The organism is Rhodococcus sp. Ni2 (assembly GCF_021352185.1).
Taxonomy (GTDB): domain Bacteria; phylum Actinomycetota; class Actinomycetes; order Mycobacteriales; family Mycobacteriaceae; genus Rhodococcus_F; species Rhodococcus_F qingshengii.
In genome coordinates, this window is record NZ_WOXZ01000002.1 from 1,350,162 (window position 1) to 1,373,557 (window position 23,396).

16 protein-coding genes and 1 pseudogene are annotated in these 23,396 nt (G+C 61.3%); 12 read left to right on the forward strand and 5 right to left on the reverse strand.

Annotated features, from left to right (window positions below; translation table 11 throughout):
• Window positions 1-20: 20 nt before the first annotated feature.
• From GN300_RS19995 to GN300_RS20025, 7 genes are all read left to right on the forward strand, one after another.
• Window positions 21-1,319, forward strand: a complete 1,299-nt coding sequence (locus GN300_RS19995) for an HAD family phosphatase (RefSeq protein WP_054186892.1) — start codon at window positions 21-23, stop codon at window positions 1,317-1,319.
• A 142-nt stretch (window positions 1,320-1,461) separates the two neighbouring features.
• Window positions 1,462-2,001, forward strand: a complete 540-nt coding sequence (locus GN300_RS20000) for a hypothetical protein (RefSeq protein WP_007730168.1) — start codon at window positions 1,462-1,464, stop codon at window positions 1,999-2,001.
• A gap of 330 nt (window positions 2,002-2,331) precedes the next feature.
• Window positions 2,332-3,609, forward strand: coding sequence for an MFS transporter (locus GN300_RS20005; RefSeq protein WP_139799876.1), 1,278 nt, complete (start codon window positions 2,332-2,334; stop codon window positions 3,607-3,609).
• A 207-nt stretch (window positions 3,610-3,816) separates the two neighbouring features.
• Window positions 3,817-5,454, forward strand: coding sequence for an AMP-binding protein (locus GN300_RS20010; RefSeq protein ID WP_039973143.1), 1,638 nt, complete (start codon window positions 3,817-3,819; stop codon window positions 5,452-5,454).
• Between the two features lie 4 nt (window positions 5,455-5,458).
• Window positions 5,459-7,126, forward strand: coding sequence for a sigma-54-dependent Fis family transcriptional regulator (locus GN300_RS20015; RefSeq protein WP_003942072.1), 1,668 nt, complete (start codon window positions 5,459-5,461; stop codon window positions 7,124-7,126).
• 108 nt (window positions 7,127-7,234) lie between these two features.
• Window positions 7,235-8,734 carry an aldehyde dehydrogenase family protein gene (locus GN300_RS20020; RefSeq protein WP_019744236.1) on the forward strand — a complete coding sequence of 500 codons (1,500 nt, stop codon included), beginning with the start codon at window positions 7,235-7,237 and terminating at the stop codon, window positions 8,732-8,734.
• Between the two features lie 47 nt (window positions 8,735-8,781).
• Window positions 8,782-9,894: an NDMA-dependent alcohol dehydrogenase gene (locus tag GN300_RS20025; protein WP_003942086.1), complete on the forward strand. Its 1,113-nt coding sequence runs from the start codon at window positions 8,782-8,784 to the stop codon at window positions 9,892-9,894.
• A gap of 55 nt (window positions 9,895-9,949) precedes the next feature.
• On the opposite strand, the gene GN300_RS20030 is transcribed toward GN300_RS20025, so the two are convergent.
• A complete protein-coding gene (locus GN300_RS20030; protein ID WP_058227514.1) occupies window positions 9,950-11,398 on the reverse strand; it encodes a hypothetical protein in 1,449 nt (482 codons plus the stop codon).
• A 223-nt stretch (window positions 11,399-11,621) separates the two neighbouring features.
• Here GN300_RS20030 and GN300_RS20035 point away from each other — a divergent pair.
• From GN300_RS20035 to GN300_RS20045, 3 genes and pseudogenes are all read left to right on the forward strand, one after another.
• Window positions 11,622-13,869, forward strand: a pseudogene (locus GN300_RS20035) (MMPL family transporter).
• A 183-nt stretch (window positions 13,870-14,052) separates the two neighbouring features.
• Window positions 14,053-15,498: a hypothetical protein gene (locus GN300_RS20040; RefSeq protein ID WP_063314728.1), complete on the forward strand. Its 1,446-nt coding sequence runs from the start codon at window positions 14,053-14,055 to the stop codon at window positions 15,496-15,498.
• A complete protein-coding gene (locus tag GN300_RS20045; RefSeq protein ID WP_063314727.1) occupies window positions 15,495-16,859 on the forward strand; it encodes a PQQ-binding-like beta-propeller repeat protein in 1,365 nt (454 codons plus the stop codon). The genes GN300_RS20040 and GN300_RS20045 overlap by 4 nt, the downstream gene beginning before the upstream one ends.
• A 45-nt stretch (window positions 16,860-16,904) precedes the next feature.
• On the opposite strand, the gene GN300_RS20050 is transcribed toward GN300_RS20045, so the two are convergent.
• Together GN300_RS20050 and dctA are read right to left on the reverse strand one after the other, a co-directional pair.
• The gene (locus tag GN300_RS20050; RefSeq protein WP_233405670.1) at window positions 16,905-17,759 is read right to left on the reverse strand and encodes a glycosyltransferase family 2 protein; all 855 of its coding nucleotides are present in this window, start codon (window positions 17,757-17,759) and stop codon (window positions 16,905-16,907) included.
• A 549-nt stretch (window positions 17,760-18,308) separates the two neighbouring features.
• Window positions 18,309-19,706, reverse strand: coding sequence for a C4-dicarboxylate transporter DctA (gene dctA, locus GN300_RS20055; RefSeq protein WP_063314726.1), 1,398 nt, complete (start codon window positions 19,704-19,706; stop codon window positions 18,309-18,311).
• Window positions 19,707-19,894: 188 nt separating this feature from the next.
• On the opposite strand from dctA, the gene GN300_RS20060 reads away from it, so the two are divergent.
• Window positions 19,895-20,155, forward strand: a complete 261-nt coding sequence (locus GN300_RS20060; protein WP_003942027.1) for a GlsB/YeaQ/YmgE family stress response membrane protein — start codon at window positions 19,895-19,897, stop codon at window positions 20,153-20,155.
• Window positions 20,156-20,313: 158 nt separating this feature from the next.
• Here the strand turns inward: GN300_RS20060 and GN300_RS20065 are convergent, their stop codons facing one another.
• Together GN300_RS20065 and GN300_RS20070 are read right to left on the reverse strand one after the other, a co-directional pair.
• Complete coding sequence (locus GN300_RS20065) at window positions 20,314-21,060, reverse strand: GTP pyrophosphokinase family protein (RefSeq protein ID WP_024487832.1); 747 nt, start codon at window positions 21,058-21,060, stop codon at window positions 20,314-20,316.
• A gap of 48 nt (window positions 21,061-21,108) precedes the next feature.
• The gene (locus GN300_RS20070; RefSeq protein WP_003941968.1) at window positions 21,109-21,708 is read right to left on the reverse strand and encodes a TetR/AcrR family transcriptional regulator; all 600 of its coding nucleotides are present in this window, start codon (window positions 21,706-21,708) and stop codon (window positions 21,109-21,111) included.
• 98 nt (window positions 21,709-21,806) lie between these two features.
• Here GN300_RS20070 and GN300_RS20075 point away from each other — a divergent pair, with 98 nt between their 5' ends.
• Entirely contained in the window at window positions 21,807-23,396 is a 1,590-nt protein-coding gene (locus GN300_RS20075) for a carboxyl transferase domain-containing protein (RefSeq protein WP_042453308.1), read from the forward strand.

The following is a 23,396-nucleotide window of genomic DNA, read 5'->3' on the forward strand; positions in this document are numbered from 1 at the left end:
CGACGAAAACGAGGGAATCGATGTTCCGTTCGCTGCATGCCCGCGCCCTGTGTGCGTTGGCGGTAGGTAGTGTCCTGTTGAGTGCAACTGCATGTAGTTCGGCCGAGAGCGCCCCGAAAGAAGATGTGGCGCAGAGTGGTTCATCCTGTGCTGCGTTGGATCCCAGTCTGGCGTGGTACGGCGACAACCGTGTGAGGTTGGATGCCATGATGACGGAGTTCGGAACGTGTGGAGCTGCAGGTGATGTCGATGACGGAGCTCCGTTGGCGCTCTTCGACTGGGACAACACAGTTGTCAAGAACGACATCGGAAGCGCCACTGCATTCTGGATGATCAAGAACAACAAGGTGTTACAGCCCGCCGGAGCGGACTGGGCAACCACCAGTCGCTTCATGACTCCAGCCGGCGCTGCCGCACTTTCCGCCGCGTGTGGCTCGGAGACCGCCCCGGGTCAACCCTTGGTAACCAGTACCGACTTGGACTGCGCTGACGAGATCGTTGCGGTACTCGAGGAGAAGACTCGCGACGGACAGGTTGCATTCGACGGCTACGATCACCGCCGGACCAAGGCTGCATACGCGTGGGCGGTGCAGTTGATGGCAGGGCACACCGAGGACGAGATCACCGAGTACGCCCGCGCAGCGCGTGCCGAGAATCTCGCTGCTGCAGAAGGATCCGATCAGACCGTCGGTACCACGGAAGTCGACGGCTCGGTGCGTTACTACGCGCAAGTCGAAGATTTGGTGAAAACCCTCGGCGCTCATGGATTCGACGTGCGGATCATCTCCGCGTCGGCCGAACCGGTCGTTCGTGTCTGGTCGGAGCAGCTGGGATTGGATGCCGATCACGTGATGGGAGTTCGGCCGATCGTCGAGGGCGGCGTTCTGACGGGGCGCCTGCGGGGATGTGGTGGGGTTGCGGACGGTGACGACTCGGTCATTCCGTACATCGACGGGAAGCGGTGCCAGGTCAACGAGGTTGTCTACGGGGTTCAAGGGCCTACGGCGTTCGAGCAGTTGGCCGCCGATCGACGTCAGGTATTTGCTGCCGGTGATTCTGTCACCGACGTGACGTTCCTCGGAGATGCGACCGGTGCGCGCCTGGTGATCAACCGCAACAATCCCGAACTGATGTGCAATGCCTACGACAACAGTGACGGGAAATGGCTGGTCAACCCCATGTTCATCGAACCGAAGTCCCGGGCGGACGCTCCCTATCACTGCTCGACCGATGCTTACACCGACGCGGCCGGGGCAAAAGGTGCCGTGACCCGCGCAGACGGCAGCGTGATCCCCGATCAGGCCGATACCGTCGCGTGACGGTCGACTTGTCGCGGTGACTTCACAACGATCGATCGGGGTGTGATCTGATTCTGTCGAGCCCTTTGTCGGGCTGCGGAAACCCACGGGTGTCCGCTGTGATGCTGGAGCCGCAGAGGCGGCACGTGAGTAGGAGAAATCGATGGCCTTCGCTGGCAATGTGGACGAGTTGGCACTGCTCCAAGCAGTACGTCTCAAGGAGCGGGTCGGAGCGGTCGTCCTGGCCGAGCACCTGGGCGTCAGCTCGGCTTCCGGTCAAGCTGCGTACGACGCACTTGTCGCGCAGGGCAAAGCGGTCGAAGCGGAAAACGCCATCAGCCTGACCGAGAAAGGTTTGGCAGAACTCGAAGATCAGTTGGACGCCGAGCGCGTCTCGATCGACGAGGACTCCATCGGTGAGGTGTACGAGGCGTTCCTTCCCTTGGACGAGGAGTTCGCCGCGCTCATCGACGACGCAGATGCGGATTCCCTTGCAGAGTTGGATCGCCGGGCTGCAAACCTGTTCGACGATCTGTCGGCATTCGTTCCGCGGTTGTCTCGTTACCAGGATCTCTTCTCGGATGCTCTCGCGAAAGTGCAAGCGGGGGAGTCCAAGTGGATTTCCGAACCGATCATCGACTCCTACGCCACGGTGTGGGGCGAGATCCGTCAGGAACTGTTCGGGGCTGCCGGTAAGGCTTGATCCGTAGCGTTGCACCGTGACGCCGTTTTCGAGGGCCGTCCGATTCGTGAGAACGAATCGGACGGCCTGCGGCATGTCGAGGGTCGTGAAACTCGTTACCATTGCATACAAGTGGTGACTGAGATCACTCCTACCCCCTTTCGGGGGTAGTGCGGGGGTGAGCCACATCACTACCTTTCCTCCTATCGACGGTGATGCCCACAGGGCGACACCACGGGACCACGGAGGAATCGAGTGACCACAGTCTCTCCCACAGGCGGCACCAGTGCCGCCGGCGCCGGGGGTGCGAGTGCCGCAGGTGCGACGCAGCCCCCGCAGAACACCACCAGTGTGCGGCGCGTCGCAATCGCGAGTTGCATCGGCACGACTATCGAGTTCTACGACTTCTTCATCTACGGAACCGCTGCGGCACTTGTCTTTCCGACGGTGTTCTTCCCCGCGCTCGGTGCCACTGCGGGAACTGTCGCATCGTTTGCGACTTTCGCAGTCGCATTCATCGCCCGGCCCGTCGGCGCAATGTTGTTCGGACACTTCGGTGATCGCATCGGTCGCAAGAAGACGCTGATCTCGACGCTCCTGCTCATGGGTATCTCGACGCTCCTGATCGGCTTGCTGCCGGGTGCTGCAACCATCGGTGTCGCGGCCCCGATCATCTTGGTGCTCTTGCGATTCGGCCAAGGTTTCGCGGTCGGTGGTGAGTGGGCAGGCGCAACCTTGCTCACGGCGGAATACGCTCCACCGGGCAAACGTGGTCTGTATGCGATGTTCCCGCAGCTCGGCCCTGCAATCGCCTTCGTTCTCTCGAGCAGTACCTTCCTCATCACCGGCGCAGTTCTCGGCGACACCAACCAGGCTTTCCTCGATTACGGCTGGCGTATCCCGTTCCTGTTCTCCATCGTGTTGGTCGGCATCGGCCTCTACATGCGGCTCGCTATCGAGGAGACTCCCGTCTTCAAGGCGGAGCAGGCAGAGCGCGTCGCGGAGCAGAAGAACGAAGCACCTCGCACCCTCCCGTTCCTGGATGCTTGGCGGTTCCAGACCAAGGAGATCCTGCTCTCGGCAGGCGCCCTGGCTTGCCTGTTCGCGTTTTTCTACATGGGCACGGCTTTCCTGACGAGCTACGGAACAAAGACCCTCGGCTTCTCCCGTCCGTTCGTCCTGTCGGTCGGTATCGCTTCCGCGGTTGTCTTCGGTGCGGCGATCGTCGTTTCCGCTCTGTACTCGGACCGCATCGGGCGCCGCAAGGTCATCATGATCTCGTGTGGTCTGGCCGTCGTCTGGGCGCTGGTGCTGTTCCCGCTCCTGGACACCGGAACACCGATCGCGTTCATCCTCGGAATGTTCGGCACGCTGATGATCTTCGGAATCGCGTACGGCCCCTGCGGTGCGCTGCTTCCGGAAATGTTCCAGACCCGCTACCGCTACACCGGTGCCGGCCTCGGCTACAACCTCGCCGGAGTGCTCGGCGGCGCAGTGCCGCCGCTGATCGCCGCACCGCTGGCCTCGGCCTACGGGAGTATGGCCATCGGAATCATGTTGGCAATCCTCGGTGTGGTGAGTCTGGTCTGCACCTGGGCGCTCGTCGAGACCAAGGACCACGCGCTGTAACCACTGTGCGCCTTTATTAACCGCCGGCGGTTAATAAAGGCGCACAGCAGGCGGGTGGGGTGTCCGGACTCTGAACAGTTACGGCCACCCCGCACCGGGAAGTATGTCGTGCATCACACCGAATCGAGTAAATTCGTAGATGAGAGGGTCCGCTGCGGCGGCCCCTCTCATAGGTGCCTGAACAGGTAACCGGAGAGGACAGAACACATGAGTACGCCGCTGCCCAGCTATACGTCCGGAGTATGGGACGGTCCGATGCTGGGCGACACCATCGGAGACAACCTCGATCGCACGGTTGCCGCACACGGCGACCGCGATGCGTTGATCGACCACGCCAGCGGTCGACGATGGACGTACCGGGAGTTCGCCGAGCAGGTGAACGGGCTCGCTGCCGGACTGCTTTCCCGTGGTGTGGGGAAGGGCGATCGGGTAGGAATCTGGGCTCCCAACTGTCCGGAATGGACGTTCACGCAATACGCGACGGCAAAGGTCGGCGCGATCCTGGTCAACATCAATCCGGCGTACCGCTCGCACGAGTTGCAGTACGTACTCGAGCAGGCCGGGATCTCGACGCTGGTGTCTGCGGCCAGCTTCAAGACCTCGGACTACGCGTCGATGATCGAGACGGTGCGGCCGCAGTGCCCGGATCTGACGTCGGTGCTCCTGCTCGGTTCACCCGAGTGGGACGCGGTGCTTGCAGACGGCTTGGCGGCGCAGGCAAGCGATCCGGCTCCGCTCGCCGCAGCCCAGGCCGCGTTGTCGGCCGACGACGCGATCAACATCCAATACACCTCGGGTACTACCGGTTTCCCGAAGGGCGCGACGCTCAGTCACCACAACATCCTCAACAACGGCTATTTCGTCGGCGAGTTGTGCCACTACAGCGAGGTCGATCGGGTGTGCATCCCGGTGCCGTTCTACCACTGTTTCGGCATGGTGATGGGCAACCTTGCGTGCACCAGTCACGGTGCTGCCATGGTCATTCCGGGTCCGGCTTTCGATCCGCGTGCTTCGCTCGAAGCCGTTCAGGCTGAAAAGTGCACGTCCCTCTACGGCGTTCCGACGATGTTCATCGCGGAGTTGGCGTTGCCTGACTTCGACAGCTTCGATCTGTCGTCCCTTCGCACCGGCATCATGGCGGGCTCGCCCTGCCCGGTCGAGGTGATGAAGCAGGTCATCGATCGCATGGGCATGTCGGAGGTGTCCATCTGCTACGGCATGACGGAGACCTCGCCGGTGTCGTTGCAGACCCGCTCGGACGATTCGATCGAGCAGCGCACCGAAACGGTCGGCCGGGTAGGGCCGCATCTCGAGATCAAGATCGTCGATCCGGCAACCGGATTGACGGTGCCCCGCGGCGAGCCGGGTGAACTGTGCACGCGTGGTTACTCGGTCATGCTCGGATACTGGGAGAACCCGGAGAAGACCGCCGAGGCGATCGACGCTGCCCGGTGGATGCACACCGGAGACATCGGAGTCATGGACGAGGCCGGATACGTCGCCATCACGGGACGCATCAAGGACATGGTCATCCGCGGTGGCGAGAACGTCTATCCGCGTGAGATCGAGGAGTTTCTCTACACCCACCCCGACATTCTCGATGCGCAGGTCATCGGCGTACCCGACGCAAAGTACGGCGAGGAATTGATGGTGTGGGTCCAGATGCGCGAAGGTGCAGACGATCTCGACGCCGATTCGGTCCGCGCGTTCTGCACCGGCAAGCTCGCGCACTACAAGATTCCGCGGTACGTCCATGTCGTCGACGAGTTCCCGATGACAGTCACGGGCAAGGTCCGCAAGATCGCGATGCGAGAACAGGCGATCGAATTGATCGGTCAGGCCTGAGAGTATGTCCGCGAACCCAGGGGAGCGTGAGCCGGTACGCCCCGAGATCGCGCTCTCCTGGAAGCGTTCTCGACTCAGTGGCCTCGACCCGTCGTCGGCCATCGCCGTGGACACCGAGGAGCAGGACGGTGAGTCTCGTTTGCTCCGGGCCGCCGCACCCGTGCTCGACGAAGTTTCGCAACAGATCGCGGGCACCGGTTTCTGCGTGCTGCTTGCCGATCGCGAATGCCGCGTGGTCGCTTCGGTGTACTCCGACAGTCGCGTCGAGCGAACGATCGAGCGGTTGGGTGTCGTCAACGGCTCACGCTTCGGTGAAGAGCACGCCGGCACCAACGCGCTTGGTACACCCCTCGAGGTCGGACGAAGCGTGGTGATCCACGGTGACGAGCATTTCCTCGACAGCCTCAAGGGTTTGAGCTGCTACGGACAGCCGATCCTGCATCCCGTCACACGTCGTGTCGAAGGCATTCTCGACATGACCGGCGTTGTCTCGCAGGCCAACCCACTGTTCGCGCCCTTCCTTGCACGTGCTGCAGCGGACATCGAGAAACGGCTGCTCGAAGGCTCGAAAGCATCGGAGCAGCGGCTGGTCGACGCATTCCAGCGAGTTTCACATCAGCGCCACATTGCCGTCGCGGCCATCGGCGACGACATCCTGCTGAGCAACCGAACCGCTTTGGATCTGCTCGACACCGCAGACCATGTATCGCTCCGTTCCTTGATTGCCGACCTGAATCCGGACCAATCACGATTGGTGACAGTCGAATTGGCGTCCGGCGCGCTGGCGCGAGTTCAAGCCGACCGGATTTCCGGGGCTGACGGTGGTGCGCTCTTCCTGGTCGAACCACTCCAACGGGAACGGGCACCGATCCGCAGAACGCACGAGCGGGCACCGTCTCCGGGCGAACGACTGCGGCGCGACCTGATGCGGGCGCGGGCAACCTCTGCCGCCGTGGCGATCTCGGGTGAAGCAGGATCCGGCCGAACCTCGGCAGCATCGGACGTAGTCGGCAGTGTCGATGCGAGTTGGCTCGATGCCACGCGAATCGCGTTCGACGGCCGTGAGCAGTGGGTCACCGATCTCGTGCGAGCGGCCCGTAAGCGTTCGGGCGTGGTCGTGATCGAACAGGTACAACTCCTTCCTGACTCGGTGTTGCCGCTGGTCGCAGACCTGATCGACGCCAGCGCCGAGGGGCCGAAAATCGTACTGACCAGCGGAGCGGCAGTTGATCTTCCGCCGACCATCGCCGCGCTGCTCTCACGATGCGCCTCCCGGGTTGTCATCACCCCACTGCGCGAGCGACAGGCTGAGATCGCCGAGTTGGCACAAGTCATGTTGGAGGGGATCTCACCAGAACTGAGATTGACCGCCAGCGCTGCCGAAGCACTCGCGGCGGCCAACTGGCCGGGCAACCTGGCCGAATTGCGCGTCGTGTTGAATCGCGCCTCGGATGAACGCTCGAGCAATCGCATCGACGTCGCTGATCTGCCCGAGGACTATCGCACCACGACCAAGGTGTCGCGGTTGGCAGGGCGGGAGAAAGCCGAGCGCCAGGCGATCATCGGAGCGTTGAAAGACTGCGGCGGCAACAAGGTTCACGCGTCGGCGCAACTCGGAATCAGCCGAAGCACTCTCTACACACGGATGCGGGCGCTCGACATCACTGTGTAGTTTGCTGTCCGACTTCAGTTGTACAAAGTTCGGACAGTTAGCACCCCTGGAAGCGCGGAAGTATGGCGTGCATCACATTCGCACCTCACTACTTCAGGGGAGTTTCCGATGACGGCAGTAGCCGAACACACCATCAGTTCCGCGGTACAGGGTTTCCTGAACGGACCGAAGAAGCTCTACATCGGCGGCGAATTCGTCGACGCCGCTTCGGGTCAGACCTTCGCGACGTACAACCCGGCTGACGGACAGAAGCTCGCAGACGTGGCACACGGTCAGGCCGAAGACATCGACCGCGCGGTACGTGCCGCTCGAACGGCTTTCGAGGACGGCCCCTGGTCACGTATGAAGGCAAACGAGCGCGAGCGGATGATCTGGCGCGTCGGCGACATTCTCAGTGCTCGTGCCGAGGAATTCGGTCAGCTCGAAGCTCTCGACAACGGCAAGTCCGTTGCCATCGCCACCGCCGTCGACGTGGCTTGGGCCGCAGACGTTTTCCGCTACTACGCGGGTTGGGCCACCAAGATCGAAGGCAGCACCGTCAACGTGTCGATGCCCTTCTCTCCGGGCGGCGAGTTCCACGCCTACACCCTGCGTGAGGCGATCGGCGTCTGTGGACTGATCGTGCCGTGGAACTTCCCGCTGCTGATGTCGTCGTGGAAGCTCGCCCCCGCGCTCGCCGCCGGCAACACGGTGATCCTCAAGCCCGCTGAGCAGACCCCGCTCACCGCACTGCTTCTCGCGGAGGTCTTCGAAGAAGCAGGCTTCCCGCCCGGCGTCGTCAACATCGTTCCCGGCTTCGGCGATGCAGGTGCTGCTCTGTCCGGCCACGACGACGTGGACAAGGTTGCGTTCACCGGTTCCACCGAGGTGGGTAAGAAGATCGTCGACGCCGCCAAGGGCAATCTGAAGAAGGTTACGCTCGAGCTCGGTGGCAAGAGCCCCAATATCGTGTTCGCCGACGCCGATTTCGATTCCGCGGTGGAGGGTTCGCTCAATGCGTGGCTGTTCAACCACGGACAGTGCTGCGTTGCGGGTACTCGTCTGTACGTCGAGGACACCATCTTCGAGAAGTTCACCGAGGCCGTCGCGCACGCAGCGAGCCAGGTCAAGATCGGACCCGGCCTCGATCCCACCACCCAGCTCGGACCGCTGGTCTCGCAGGAGCAGTTCGACAAGGTGACCGGCTACCTGCGTGAGGGAATCGCCGACGGCGCACGTGCACTGACGGGCGGCAACCGCTGGGGCGATCAGGGCTACTTCGTCGAGCCGACCGTCTTCGTTGACGTCAAGCCCGAATTCTCCATCGTTCAGGAGGAGATCTTCGGACCCGTCGTGGCGGCGCTGCCGTTCAATGCGGACGACGGACCGATCACTGCCGCAAACGATTCCATCTACGGCTTGGCCGCCGGCATCTGGACCCGGGACATTTCCAAGGCTCACCGCACGGCGAAGCGCTTGAAGGCCGGTTCGGTGTGGATTAACCAGTACAACGGCTTCGACACTGCAATGCCCTTCGGTGGATACAAGCAGTCCGGCTGGGGCCGCGAGCTCGGCGCTTCGGCTATCGATCTCTACACCCAGACCAAGGCCGTCAACATCGCTCTCTGACCGACCCCATCGCTCATTCTCTCGTCCGACAATCAAGGAGATCACCAGTGAAGACCAAAGCTGCTGTACTGCTCGAGCCCGGAAAGCCTTTCGAGATCATGGAACTCGACCTCGACGGCCCGGGTGTGGGTGAGGTACTGATCAAGTACACCGCTGCCGGACTGTGCCATTCGGATCTGCACCTGACCGACGGTGATCTCCCGCCGCGTTACCCGATCGTCGGCGGACACGAAGGCTCGGGCATCATCGAAGAGGTCGGCCCAGGCGTCACGAAGGTCAAGCCGGGCGACCATGTCGTGTGTAGCTTCATCCCCAACTGCGGCACCTGTCGCTACTGCTCGACCGGTCGCCAGAACCTCTGCGACATGGGTGCCACCATCCTCGAAGGCTCGATGCCCGACGGTTCCTTCCGTTTCCACGGCAACGGAATGGATTTCGGCGGAATGTGCATGTTGGGAACGTTCTCCGAGCGCGCCACCATTTCTCAGCACTCGGTAGTCAAGATCGACGACTGGCTTCCCTTGGAGACAGCGGTGGTCGTCGGCTGCGGCGTGCCTTCGGGTTGGGGAACGGCAGTAAATGCCGGTAACCTTCGCGCCGGTGACACCGCTGTGATCTACGGCATCGGTGGTCTCGGCATCAACGCCGTCCAGGGCGCCGTTTCGGCCGGCTGCAAGTACGTCGTTGTGGTCGATCCGGTTGCTCTCAAGCGTGAGACCGCACTGAAGTTCGGTGCAACCCATGCCTTTGCAGACGCCGAGAGCGCTGCTGCCAAGGTCAACGAGCTGACGTGGGGACAGGGTGCCGACGCTGCGCTCATCCTTGTCGGCACCGTCGACGAGGACGTGGTCAGTGCAGCGACGGCAGTGATCGGCAAGGGTGGCACCGTGGTGATCACGGGACTCGCCGACCCCGCCAAGCTGACCGTTCACGTGTCGGGTACCGACCTGACGCTGAATCAGAAGACGATCAAGGGCACGTTGTTCGGGTCCATGAATCCGCAGTACGACATCGTGCGACTGCTGCGTCTCTACGATGCCGGTCAGCTCAAGCTCGACGAACTGATCACCAACACCTACAGCCTCGAAGACGTCAACAAGGGCTACCAGGATCTACGTGACGGCAAGAACATCCGTGGCGTGATCATTCACGACAAGTAACCCCAAGTGCTGTGCGCCTTTATTAACCGCCCGCGGTTAATAAAGGCGCACAGCACTATTTCTTGGCTTTCGACAAAATCTGCATCAACTGAAGTAGCGCCGAGAACTTCGCGAACACCGAGCGCGAGACCACCGGACCGAAAGCCGCGGTGTCGGTTGCGTCGAAGGCGTCGAGCAGATCCCGAAAGCTTTCGATCTGCTTGATCATCGCGTCCAGGTCGACGTGCGTGACGGCGTCGGCTTCGCGCAGAGCGAGCAGGTACTGCGGCGCCGTCACCAAGGCGACCGCCGGGATCTTCCGCTCGAACAGTGGTTCGCCCTCACCGAAATGAATGACCGGTCCTGGCGCCACGATTCGGCGATCGCCCGCTCCAATGTCGCGCCACAGCGGTGCAACGATGTCGTGCACTTCCCGACTCGTCGCGTAGAGCAGTTCCGGTTCCGGAGTGGTCTCCAAGGCATAGCCGCCGGTCGAGTTGTCCTCGGTATCACCCAGTGCGCCGAGGTGCTCGATGGCGATCCCCGCTACGGCGCGCGCCTGACCGGCTTCGCCCTTCCACATCTCGGGGTGCGCTTCGAGCCAGGTGGACGTTGCCTGTCCGTGCTTGGACACCGCTGGAATACGAAGGTGGCCAGTCGTCAGGACAAAAACGTACGACCGTCGATGCGGCTGCGCCACGGCGTGCCGCGCCAACGCCAACATTCCCAGATGGCCGTTCTCCTCGACACCGTTGGTTCCGTCGCTGTGAGTGATGAGCAGAATCGTCTCTTCGGGTGAGGTTCCGGGGGACACCGCCCACACCGTGTCGGTCCGGGTGTCCGGATGCAGAGTCGCATCCAGTACCAGAGTCGCCAGCTGACCGGAGCGAGCTGCAGCGACAACCTTCGCGCCCTCGTCGCCGGCCACCCAGACGGCGGGGATGTCGTGATATGGCTGCGTGAACGGAAGATATTGTCCCAGTGCGTTGTCCGGAGCGATGTCACGCCACACCGCGATCACGCCGAGGACACCGGCCTTGCGGGCCTTGTCGAGCTTCGGGCCCAGAAGTGTTGCGGAGAGAACCGGATTTCGAAGTGTCTCGTCGGTGGCGATCGGGCCCCACTCGCTGACCAGTAGCTTGCGGGGGAGATCGATGTGCGGGACCTCGATCACTGCGATCGCGCCCTTGGCCGCCGACCACTTGGGGCGTCGCGCGCTGACGTAGACCAGGGGAGCGGAGATTCCCTGTGGCCCGGTCAATCCGGAGTAGGGGAATGCGGACGAAACTCTGATCGGTCCCGTCGGCAATTCGATGCGAAGTCCGTCAGGTGTCGCCGGCAGATCCCAGCGTTCGAAAGTGTGTGAATCACGCCGGACGTCGAGGCCCAGTTCGGTCAGTTCGTTCGCGACTTCTTCCACCACCTCGTGGTGTGCAGGAGAGCCCGTCAATCGTGGGCCCAGCGCGTCGAGTCGCTGTTGGCCGGCAAGGAGGAGATCGCGATCGACGGCCTGGCCGTGATTCATGGGATTGCCTTTCGTACTACGTGGCGTCTGCTCTGGCGAGGCGCCTGCCCGTGTCGTGTCCACGGTACCGAGCGGTCTGAAAACGGGACGAAGGCGCGTCGGATATGCCGTTTTCGCAGATATACCGGGTGCCAACAGGCCGATCGGTCCGTACCGTATGTCCCTGGCACCGAAAGACTCCGTGTTCTTCGGACAGACCAGTCCACGGCGAGAGAGGCCTACGTTGGCTACGTATCTTTACAGGTTGGGGAAGTTTGCTTTCCGCCACAAGTATCTTGTGGTGGCCGCGTGGATTATCGTGATCGCGGTGGTGGGGGGGCGCAATCAGCGCCACAAATCCGACGTTCTCCAAAGAATTCAATCTTCCGGGCACTGATTCCCAACGTGCGACCGAGTTGATGAACGAGAACTTTGCAGCGGCAGCAGAGCAACAAACTCAGGCGTCGACCAGCATTCTCATCGCGGCAGACGACGGACTTGCCGCACACAGCGATCAGATCGACCAGTTGATCGCGCAGGCGAAGACGTTGCCGGATATCGTCGATCCCGAGAAGATCGTCAATCCGGTGACCCTCGCGGAGGCAAATCCGGCGGTGGCGTCGGCCGTTCTCGGCGACAACGGCAAGGTCGGGCTGATCCAGCTCAATCAGTCGATTCGCATCGAGGATCAGACACAGGCCAACAAGACGGCGTTCCTCGACTTGATGGCAAAATTCCGCACCGGTGGCCTGCAAGTCGAAGGCACCGGTTCGATGATGCAGGTACAGGCCGCAGGTGGTCTGTCGGAGATGCTCGGCTTCGCGGTGGCGTTCATCGTGATGATCGTGGCGTTCGGCGCGCTCATTGCGGCCTTTATTCCGCTGTTCACCGCAATTCTGGGAATTGCGCTGGCCACTCTGACTGTCACCCTCGGTTCGGGCTTCTTCGACATCAACGAAGGCGTCACGGGAATCGTCACGATGATCGGCATCGCAGTCTCGATCGACTACGCGTTGTTCATCGTTTCGCGTTACCGCAGTGAGCTCAATTTGGGCGGAACGAGGGAAGCCGCTGCCGGGCGCGCAGTGGGTACTGCCGGTTCGTCCGTCGTCTTCGCCGGCCTGACGGTTGTGGTCGCGCTGGCAGCCCTGGCGGTGGTCGGGGTTCCGATGATCACCCAGATGGGAATCTCTGCAGCGGTTGCCGTCATCATCGCCGTCCTCGGCGCAATCACGTTGATCCCGGCTGTCCTGGGTATCTTCGGCAGATTCGCGTTCTCGCCTCGTATCCCCGGGCTTCGCCACGGTGACGAGCCCGAGACGATGGAATCCAACGGACATCGCTGGGCCAAGATAGTCACCAAGTACCCGTGGCCGATCGCGGGTGCTGCGCTGGTGCTTCTGGTGATCGCGGCTATTCCGATGACGAAGCTCGAACTCGGACTCTCGTTCACTCAGGACGAAGAGCGGCCGGCACTTGCCCTGCTGCAACGTGGGTTCGGTGAAGGCGTCAATGGCGAATTGTTCGTCGTGCTCGACGCGCCTGACGGCACCGATATCACCGCGATTGCCGAAGGCACTGTCGCGCACATCAAGGGCCTCGACAACGTCGCAACTCCGGATCAGTTGATGTGGGTCGGAAACGGACCCGACGCGGCAAACCCGATGGCGGGCGCCAACTCTGCGCTCATCGCGGTCACCCCGCAGATGTCACCGAGCGGCCCCGAAACTCACGAGCTGATGAATCAGATCCGGGATTACGGATCGACGGTGAAATCGGAAGGCGCAGAACTCGGTGTAGCGGGGCAAACCGCGATCGTTGCCGACATGTCGTCGAAGCTCAGTTCCGCGCTCATCCCGTATCTCATCGTGGTTGTGGGTCTGGCGTTCATCATCATGATGGTCGTCTTCCGCTCGATCCTGGTGCCGCTGACCGCAACTCTCGGATTCCTGTTTTCCGTCTGTGCGACCTTCGGCGCCACAGTGGCCATCTTCCAGGAGGGCGACTTCGGGCTGATCGAGCACACACAACCCATCATCTCGTTCCTGCCGATCTTCATGATCGGTGTGGTCTTCGGGTTGGCGATGGACTATCAAGTGTTCCTCGTGACGCGAATGCGCGAGGAATACGTGCACGGATTGTCGGCCAAGGACGCCATCATCTCCGGCTACACCCATGGTGCTCGCGTGGTCGCGTCGGCGGCCATCATCATGATCTCCGTGTTCGGCGCATTCATGCTGTCCTCGGAGACGACAAGCAAGATGATGGGCTTCGGCCTCGCGGCGGCAGTCTTCTTCGACGCCTTCATCATCCGCATGATCGTGATACCTGCGGTCATGTCGATTCTCGGTGATTCGGCATGGAAGTTGCCGGCGTGGCTCGACAAGATCCTGCCGAACGTCGACATCGAGGGTGAAGCGATTCGACGGATTCCGATCGAGCAGGATCCGGATTCCGATCCAGACCCGAATCAGGTGCCTGTGAGGGTGTAAGCACTCAGGTCGTCAGGACGGGGTGCCGGTTGCACAGCAACTGGCACCCCGTTCTTCTGTGTTCATACGGAGCCCGCGCGATAGGAAACCATCCGGTTGGTAACAGAAATCGCTGTGATCGCGACAGGACATCCAGAGGCGACGCGCATCGGGAGCGGGCCGTGACGGTGACTGCGAGGGTACGTGTCGAAGGAGCAAACCGATTTGAAGCGGGCCGAGAAGTGGACCTTCGCGCTGACGGTCGTCTCCCTGATCGCCGGTGGGACAGTGGTTGCCGGGCTGGTGGATCGGTGGAGCAGTTCGCCGTCCGATGACATCTCGGTAGCTGCGTCATCTTCGATCACCATGACATCCACACCGGACGAGATTCCGGTGGAGGACGTGCCTGAATTCTCGTACGTCACGCCGAGCGCGGTGTACCCGACCGCGATTCCGGGTTGTGAGAGTGTCGAAGCGCCGGACGACGACCACGGAATCTCGATCTTCACATCGACAGGCGGCGACGACGCGTACGACGACCCACGTTTTCCGTGGTTTTCCGGCGCCAAGGCTGTATCGATGTCGGATGCGGTCGCCGATGCGATTCCGGACGGCGTCGAGATCAAGTTCGCCAGTCCGAGCCGATCACTCCAGTTCGGTCCGATCTCGGCACCGTCGACCTCGGACGAGTTGCCCGAGGGATGGACGATCGAGGATCTGGCGTCCACTGATGCGTCGGCGACAATACTTCGAGGCGAGGCCAGTGGTGGACTGTCGGTCTCGGTCAACAGCAGTAAGGCGCCGGTTCCTCCGTGCGTTGCCGGTTCTCTCGTCGAACGCCGCTCACTCGCGGATGGTTCAGTAGTGGACGTGCAGGACTCGTGGAGTGAAATCAACGGACAACGCACTCTCTCTCGTTCGGCGTTCCTTTACGGCATCGATGGCACACGAGTTCACGCCTATCTCGATGACACTGCCGATCGAGTCGGCGCCGAGGTTCAGGCAAGCGGCGCGCTTCCACTGACCATCGACGAACTGGTTTCTCTGGTCAGCCTGCCGCAACTGCGAATCACGACGCCTGCTCCGCCGGGTACGGCACCGCTTTCGCCCGGGTGCCACGGGATCCCCCGAGACTCTGGCGACGTGGCCGAACTCGATCGCGCAACGATCGAACGTCTCAACGCGGTACTCGAAGTCAGATGGCGCGCTGTACCTCCGGGTTTTCCGATTCTTGATGCCGGACCGGGCACTCTGACGGTCTCGGAGAATGACAGGTCCACCGCATGTCAGAGACTTCTCACTCGGACGGGAGACAGCGAGTCGACGCTCAACATGACAATTACCGGCGGACAACCACTCCCTACGGAGCCCAACAAATACGACCCTTCCTACGACGGGCACCCCTTGGAGGTCGTGACGCGACCGGATGGATCCGTGATCGAGCGAGACGAACGGAACTACTCGACCGTGCCCATGACAAATGACGGCTCGAAAGCAGAATCGACGCAGGAAACGAGCAGGTCGGTGGTCGTCACCCGCCCGAATGGGACCCAAGTCTCGGTTTCGTCGTCGGCTGCGATCCCGAACGATCCGATGACGTTCGCGCAGTTGGAGTTTCTCGCGACGACCGAAGGCCTGGAGATTCGATGACCACCAGATTCTCTCCGAAATCGCGACTTCGGATCGCGGCCGCCGCAGCCGTAGTCACCGTCACTGCCGCCATCGCCACGGTGGTCACGTCGACGAGTTCCGAACCGACAGCGATCTCGTCGCAGCTATGGAGCGTCGAGGCCTCCGAGATTCTCGGGCGCGAGTTCGCGATCTTCCGGAGCCCACTTGTTGGAACCGAATTCAACATGGACATGGGCGGATTCATCGACGCCGGATCACTCGTGGTCACGATGATCGGTATGCCGGACCGCCAGGCATATTCGTTGGACGACGCGGAATTGGTCGCACTCGATGCCGACGACGGCACTGTCCGTTGGCGCACGTCGGCGGTCGACGTCGGTGGTTGCTCCGAGACTCTGCTCGGCAGTTCGGTGCTGTGTTTCTCCGGGCCGTACGTATCCGGTGGTTCGTACTCACTTTTCGATATCGAGACAGGAGAGCGTCGAGACATCAAGACGCCGTGGGCACCGATCTTCGCGGTTGTCTCGGGTGACACGGTCCTCGCGCTCGAGGGCGATATCGAGAGCAACGACGTTCGCGTGCACAGCGGAACCGTCGACGATCCGGAAGCGAACTGGTCCAAAGCGTTCGACGTCGGTGGATCGTGGGAAGCCGGATACGTCGATCCGGTGATGTCGGTGCACGGCGATCTGGGCGTGATCACTCTCGACGAGTCTCTGGGATTCGATCTGAAGACGGGCGAACAGCGGTGGGTACACGGTTACTCCACCTGTTCGACCGCGCATACATCGTCGAACGGCGTGACATTGGTGTCGGATGGCGGTTGCGAAGGCAATGGCCGTCCGACAAGTGAGTACGCGCTCGATCAGAACGGGCGCGAGTTCGCCAGGACGGACGAACTGCCCTCGGAGTCCTCGTACTACGGCGGGCGATACAGCCGAGATGATCCCGCGGGAAGATCGACTCCGATCATTCTGGGACACAGCGGTTTCGACCGGACTTCCGGCGAGAAATTGTGGTCCAACAGTGAACTCTTCGACACCGCACAGTCGTTGGCGGTGATCGGCAACGTGGTTGCCGTGACCCGTTCCGGTTCCGAACCCGAGGTCCAGTTCGTGGACCTGCTCACCGGTGAGGTCCTGTGGCGATCGAACGCCGAGCGCGCCGGGGAGGTTGTCTGGCACGGCGATGTCGTTATCGACGAGGGAAACGTCTACGGAACGGATGTCCGTACAGGCCAACGTAGTTGGGAGGTTCGGGTGGACCAGGACGGGGACGAAGAGTTCACCCCCTGGGCGATGCCGCGGGAGCTGTGGGCGGGGGAGAAGGTGCTGTTGCGTTCCAGTGAAGACCGCGTCACGGCGTTGAAACTGTCGTGAAATTCGGTGGCTGCGAACCTTCGGTGATTAGCGAAATTCGATGGGTTACTGGTGAACTGGCATGATTCGACCTTTCGACATGCCGAACAAGCGCCTGAACTCCAGGCGCTCCTGCTCGAAGTTGTAGATGCGGTAGACGGGCCACACGAGCGCGTGGAGCATCGAGTCGCCCCAGATGGTCAGTTTGAGGCGCCAATTCATGATGTTGTGAAGGTGCAGAACCGATTCGGATGCTTGGTTGTACTTCAAGTACTCCAACGGAGGGGTTTCGCCGCGTCGGCCGGACGTTTCCGCTCGCATGTCCGCGATCTGTCCGATCGTCATTCCACCCTCCCGAAGGCACAGTGAAAGGTCGATATCTTCGTGGATGTCCGGCCGGTCACTGACTTGCTCGCGGACCGACAACCATGCGCTTTTTCTGATCGCCATGTTCGCTCCGGCGACAGCGAGTACTTGACGTTCGCAATCGAACTTCCCCTGCTTCACCTGCCTGTCCAGTGCGTAGCGGTGGATTCGAGCAAACGGCGATTCGAAGAGGTAGGTGAGTCCGGCAACTGCTGAGTGAGCGGTGCTGCGTTGGAAGAAACCCTTGACCGCATCTGCCCATCCCGGTTGTACCCGTGTGTCCGCGTCGATACGACCGATGATGTTGCCGGTCGAGGCGTCGAAGCCCGCGTTCCGGGCGTGTACGACGCCTTGGCGGGCCTCGAAGACATATCTGACTTTGTCGTACTTCTCGGCGAACTCCTGGATGATCGATGCAGTACCGTCCGTCGAGTTGTTGTCGACAATCAGAATCTCATCGATTTCCGACTCGGTCAGTAGACGCTCGATGCAGCCGGAAACCGCGTTCTCTTCGTTGAATACCGGAACAACCACCGAAAGTCGATTAGTGGACAAGTGTTCAATATCCTGCATGGATGCGGTCACTGTATTCCTTTGCTGGGCAATTGGGTCCAGTCCTTCGCAAAGGTTACGATAGCAATAGGTGACCATTCGGACAATTTGAACCGAGGGCCATATGATCAATCCCGCAACAGCTTATTGCGGGAAACTGTCAGCATAAGTGCAGCTGGCACGGCATAAATGCATGCAGAATAAGGCTTTCGGAACTGATTGATTTTTACCCACTCGAGTCTATTCGTCGGTCGAACACCGGACTTTAGTCCTTCTAATTCCGGCAAATATAATGCTGCCCGTTCGCTGAATTGTGAATCGCCACTGCGGCAACCGCTGGGCAATATCTAGATGTCGCAAGTTGCTTTTCAGTGAAGTGGAGTCGGTGCAGCGCAAGTGCCATATTTGTAGATTCAACGGACCCCTGACGGCAAGGTTGCCGCCATCTGCAAATATTTGCTTTTGTAGCTGTCGGTCTGGATTTTCCAGTGAAGTCTGCCCCCGCGACTTTTCAGCACCGATTCCCGATGTGCAATCGGTAGCCGGCCCTACCTATCGGGTCAGGATGCCTTCGGTTTCGGGTGCCGGAACGGTTTTCCCGGTGATCGGATCGACTTCCTCGAGCGGTGAAACGTCTTCTCCGTCGAGCACTCGGCGCATGCGCTCCTTGTCGAGCTGCCCCTCCCAATTGGCGACCACGAAGGTTGCGACACAGTTCCCGAGCAGGTTCACCGACACCCGCATCGAATCCATGATTCGATCGGCGCCCAGTAGGAGAGCGACTGCGGCAACTGGAATTGCGCCGTGACCGATTGCGGCCACGGTGGCCGACAGCGCCAGGAATGACGATCCCGGCACGCCGGCCATTCCCTTTGAGGTGAGCATCAGAACCAGGACGGCAGTGATCTGTTCACCGAGTGTCAGGTCCACGCCGAGTGCCTGCGCCAGAAACAGCATGCAGATCGACAGGTACAGCGTCGCGCCGTCGAGATTGAACGAGTAGCCGGTAGGCACCACCAATCCTGTTGTAGTGCGCGAGCATCCGGCGTTGGTGAGCTTGACCATGATTCGGGGCAGAACTACTTCGGTCGACGCCGTTCCCAAAGCGAGGAAGAGTTCGTCCTTGATGTACTTGACGAACTTCCACAGGTTCACGCCCGCGAAGTACCTGACTATCGCGGCCAGGATGAGGATGAACAGGACGGCGGCGAGATAGCATGCGGCGATCAGCTTTCCGTAACTTCCGAGCGAAGCGATCCCGTACTGACCGACGATGTACGCCATCGCGCCCAAAGCGCCCAACGGCGCCAGTCTCATGATCCAGCCGATGATCGTGAAGAACAGATGGCTCAGACGATCGACGAGTTCGAACACGATCGGTGGTCCACTCTCACCCGCCTTGGCCAATGCGAGCCCGAACAGTACGGCGAAGAAGAGGACTTGGAGGAGTGCGTTCTCGGCGAAGGCCGAAACTATCGACACCGGAATGATATTGAGCAGGAATTCGACGGTGTGGGGAAGTTCGCCACTTCCGGTCTTGGCGGCCACGGCGTCCGCACCGTTCGCCAGCGTCTCCGGATCGATGTCGAATCCCGCACCCGGCTTCATCAGATTTCCGATGAGCAGCCCGAACAACAGGGCGAAGGTGGTCACGACCTCGAAGTAGATGAGTGCTTTGACGCCGATACGCCCCACGGCCTTCAGATCCCCGACGTGGGCGATCCCGATCACAACGGTGCAGAAGATGATCGGCGCGATCAGCATTTTGATCAGCTTGATGAACCCGTCGGCGAGGGGCTTGAGGTTCGCGCCGAATTCCGGCCACAACCAGCCGATGAGAACACCGATGACGATAGCGGCGATCAATTGCACGAACAGTGATCGGTACCAGGGCGGCTTGTTGGCGAGTCGCGCGAGCTCGCTGTTCGGCAGTTTTACGGAAGTTGGCATGGATGGGAACGGTAGGTCCGCTTGATTGCGAAAAAATAACTCGCGAATGTCGTGGATGTAACGCGTCGAGGTTGCATCTCGGACAACAATTCGGTCAACAAGCGACAGTTGTGTGTGACTGTGGTTATTGTTTCCCTGAGCGGTGATCTTCCGTCCGCGTGCATGCACGACGTGTGAGAGGGGCTGTCATGGGGCAAATTATCGGAACCATCATTTTCGGCGCAGTCATCGGAATCCTGGCTCGTCTCGTACTGCCAGGTAAGCAGCAGTACGGCATGATCGTGACCGTCGTGCTGGGTATCGCCGGAGCGCTTATCGGGTACTGGGTCTGGGGAGCGATCTCGGACAAGGGCGACACGGGTGGAATCGACTGGATCCGCTGGATCATCAGCATCGCCGCGGCGGCCGTGCTCTCGATCGGCTACAGCGCCGTCACTGGCAAGAAATAGCAAGCCGACCCAATTCGAGAAGTGCGCCCTCCCGAAGTTCGGGAGGGCGCACTTCTTTTTGTTTGCCCTAGTTGTCCGACCCCAGTTGTGAGAGAACGGCACTTTCGTCGCCTCAGATGCGCCGAAAGGCGCGTTCGCTCAGGGGAGGGGGACCGAATTCAGAGCGCCCGTCGCTGAAGATGCAGCGCCTCGAGGAACTGTGCCGGCAGATCCTGCTCGAGGATTTCGTCATCAGGATGGGGCAGCGCTTTGATTTTCGCGAACTCGTCGTTGAGTCGTTCCATCTTGACGTCGAGGCGGTGTGCCGCGGCAGCAGCCTCGGTGAGTTCGTCGAGGAGTTCGACGGGAACCTCGCGGTTGTACTTGTAGTAGATCTTGTGTTCGAGGCTCGCCCAGAAATCCATCGCGATCGTGCGGATCTGAAGTTCGATCGGTACGTGCCTGACGCGGTCACTCATGAAAACCGGGACCTCGACGATCAAGTGCAAGCTCTTGTAGCCGTTGGGTTTCGGATCGGCGATGTAGTCCTCGCGCTCGATCACCCGAAGGTCCGTCTGGCTGGTGAGCATCTCGGCGATTCGGTACGTGTCGGAAATGAAGCTGCAGGTGATACGTACTCCAGCGATGTCGAAGATGTTCTTCGAGATGTCGTCGATCGTCAGCGGGACGTTCAGGCGTTGAGCCTTTCGCAGGATGCTGTCCGGTGACTTGACTCGTGACGTGACGTGTTCGATGGGGCTGTACTGATTGATGTGAGTGAACTCGTCCTTGAGGATGTTCACCTTGGTCATCAGTTCGGAGATTCCGAATTGGTACAACATCATGAAGCGGGAGAACTCGGTCCGCAGTTCGGCGAAATCGGCCCTGCTGACCCCACTGCTGTCTTCCACGTTCGGCACCCTCATCTGTTAGCTGGTGTAACCAGTCTGCCACCGATTGTGCCGTGTCCGGTTTCAGTGGGTGCGCAGGGCGGCCAGTGTCATATCCCGCAGGACGCGACGTGCGCGTGCCGGCGAAGCGGGGTTGGCGCTGTGCGGCGTCGAGTTGATCAGACCGAAGGTGGCATGCGCTTTGATTCGTGCGTCCGCCTGATCGAGCTGGGGGTCGAGTTGTTCGAGGACTCCGACCCACACCTCGACGTACTTACGCTGCGTTTGACGCACTTGTCGACGCGCGTCGGCCGGCAGGCTTTCGAGGTCGCGGTCCTGGATGCGGATCAGGTCCGGCTCGCCGAGCGCGAAGTCGAGGTGGAACTCCACCAGTGCGTCGAGTGCGGCGCTCGGTGAGTCCGCTGCCTCCGCTGCCGCAGAGCCGCCTTCGTGCAGGCGCGTGCTGATGCCGACAAGAAGTTCCACGAGGACGGCATCCTTGTTGGGGAAATGCCGGTACACGGCCGGGCCGCTGATGCCGACGGCCGCGCCGAGGTCTTCGAGTCGCACACTCACGAATCCGCGCTCGGCGATCAACCGGGCGGCGGCGTCCAAGAGTTGACGTCGACGGTCGGCCTTCATCTGATCGCGTCGCGTCGGAGCTGCTACCTGCTCAGAGGTCATTCTCTCGATCTTTCTTCGCTTGTGTTCTGGACAACTCAGTTAATCATAGTTAATCTAGTTTCAGTTATCGAGCATTAACTCATGGCGAAGGCGGCGGGATGACTCCCAGTGGAATCACGCAAGGATCGGGCTACCGGTCCGATCACACCGTTCTGGTGGACGAACTGAAGAAGAAACTGGCGCAAGCAGCGCTGGGTGGCAACGAGCGCTCTCGCGAGCGTCACGTGAGCAGAGGGAAGTTGCTGCCGCGAGATCGCGTCGACTCGCTGCTCGACCAGGGCAGCCCGTTCCTCGAGCTATCCCCACTGGCGGCCAACGGCCTGTACGACGACGAGTGCCCGGGCGCCGGCGTCATCACCGGTATCGGCCGTGTGTCGGGTCGCGAGTGCGTCATCGTTGCCAACGACGCGACGGTCAAGGGCGGCACCTACTACCCGATGACGGTGAAGAAGCACCTGCGCGCGCAGGAAGTTGCGCTGCAGAACAACCTTCCCTGCATCTACCTCGTCGACTCCGGCGGCGCCTTCCTGCCGCGCCAGGACGAGGTCTTCCCGGACCGTGAGCACTTCGGCCGGATCTTCTACAACCAGGCGACCATGAGCGCCAAGGGGATTCCCCAGATCGCCGCAGTTCTCGGTTCGTGCACCGCGGGAGGCGCCTACGTGCCCGCGATGAGCGACGAAGCAGTGATCGTCCGCAACCAGGGCACCATCTTCCTCGGCGGACCGCCGCTCGTGAAGGCAGCCACCGGTGAGATCGTGACGGCCGAAGAGCTCGGCGGCGGCGACCTGCACTCCAAGGTTTCCGGCGTCACCGATCACTTGGCCGAGGATGACCGCGACGCACTTCGGATCGTGCGCAACATCATTGCCACGCTCGGCCCCCGCTCCGAGCGCCCGTGGGACGTCATCTCCACGGTTCCGCCCGTCGCCGATCAGAGCGAGCTGTACGACGTCGTTCCGACTGATCCCCGTACTCCGTACGACGTGCACGAGGTCATCACCAAGCTCGTTGACGGTGGCGCGTTCCAGGAGTTCAAGGCTGAATACGGCAAGACGCTCGTCACCGGTTTCGCGCACATCGAGGGCCACCCGGTCGGCATCATCGCCAACAACGGCGTGCTCTTCGGCGAATCCGCCATGAAGGGAGCACATTTCATCGAACTGTGCGACAAGCGCAGTGTGCCGCTGCTGTTCCTGCAGAACATCGCGGGCTTCATGGTGGGACGCGACTACGAGGCCGGCGGCATCGCCAAGCACGGCGCCAAGATGGTCACGGCAGTCGCGTGTGCGCGGGTCCCCAAGCTGACAGTCGTCATCGGCGGCTCGTACGGCGCCGGCAACTACTCCATGTGTGGACGCGCGTATTCACCTCGCTTCCTGTGGATGTGGCCGAACGCGCGCATCTCGGTCATGGGCGGCGAGCAGGCAGCTTCGGTGCTCTCGACGGTTCGTAGTGACCAGCTCGACAGCGCGGGTAATCCGTGGTCGGCCGAGGACGAAGAATCCTTCAAGGCGCCGATCCGCGAGCAGTACGAGGCTCAGGGCAATCCGTACTACTCCACTGCGCGGCTGTGGGATGACGGTGTCATCGATCCCGCAGATACCAGAACTGTTCTCGGCCTGGCCCTTTCGGTGTGCGCAAACGCGCCGATCGAGCCGGTCTCCTACGGCGTCTTCCGGATGTGA

Coding starts and splice junctions, on each gene's coding strand:
- GN300_RS19995 (WP_054186892.1), top strand. CDS start 21: ATGTTCCGTTCGCTGCATGCCCGCGCCCTGTGTGCGTTGGCGGTAGGT.
- GN300_RS20000 (WP_007730168.1), top strand. CDS start 1,462: ATGGCCTTCGCTGGCAATGTGGACGAGTTGGCACTGCTCCAAGCAGTA.
- GN300_RS20010 (WP_039973143.1), top strand. CDS start 3,817: ATGAGTACGCCGCTGCCCAGCTATACGTCCGGAGTATGGGACGGTCCG.
- GN300_RS20015 (WP_003942072.1), top strand. CDS start 5,459: ATGTCCGCGAACCCAGGGGAGCGTGAGCCGGTACGCCCCGAGATCGCG.
- GN300_RS20020 (WP_019744236.1), top strand. CDS start 7,235: ATGACGGCAGTAGCCGAACACACCATCAGTTCCGCGGTACAGGGTTTC.
- GN300_RS20030 (WP_058227514.1), bottom strand. CDS start 11,398: ATGAATCACGGCCAGGCCGTCGATCGCGATCTCCTCCTTGCCGGCCAA.
- GN300_RS20045 (WP_063314727.1), top strand. CDS start 15,495: ATGACCACCAGATTCTCTCCGAAATCGCGACTTCGGATCGCGGCCGCC.
- dctA (WP_063314726.1), bottom strand. CDS start 19,706: ATGCCAACTTCCGTAAAACTGCCGAACAGCGAGCTCGCGCGACTCGCC.
- GN300_RS20060 (WP_003942027.1), top strand. CDS start 19,895: ATGGGGCAAATTATCGGAACCATCATTTTCGGCGCAGTCATCGGAATC.
- GN300_RS20065 (WP_024487832.1), bottom strand. CDS start 21,060: ATGAGGGTGCCGAACGTGGAAGACAGCAGTGGGGTCAGCAGGGCCGAT.
- GN300_RS20070 (WP_003941968.1), bottom strand. CDS start 21,708: ATGACCTCTGAGCAGGTAGCAGCTCCGACGCGACGCGATCAGATGAAG.
- GN300_RS20075 (WP_042453308.1), top strand. CDS start 21,807: ATGACTCCCAGTGGAATCACGCAAGGATCGGGCTACCGGTCCGATCAC.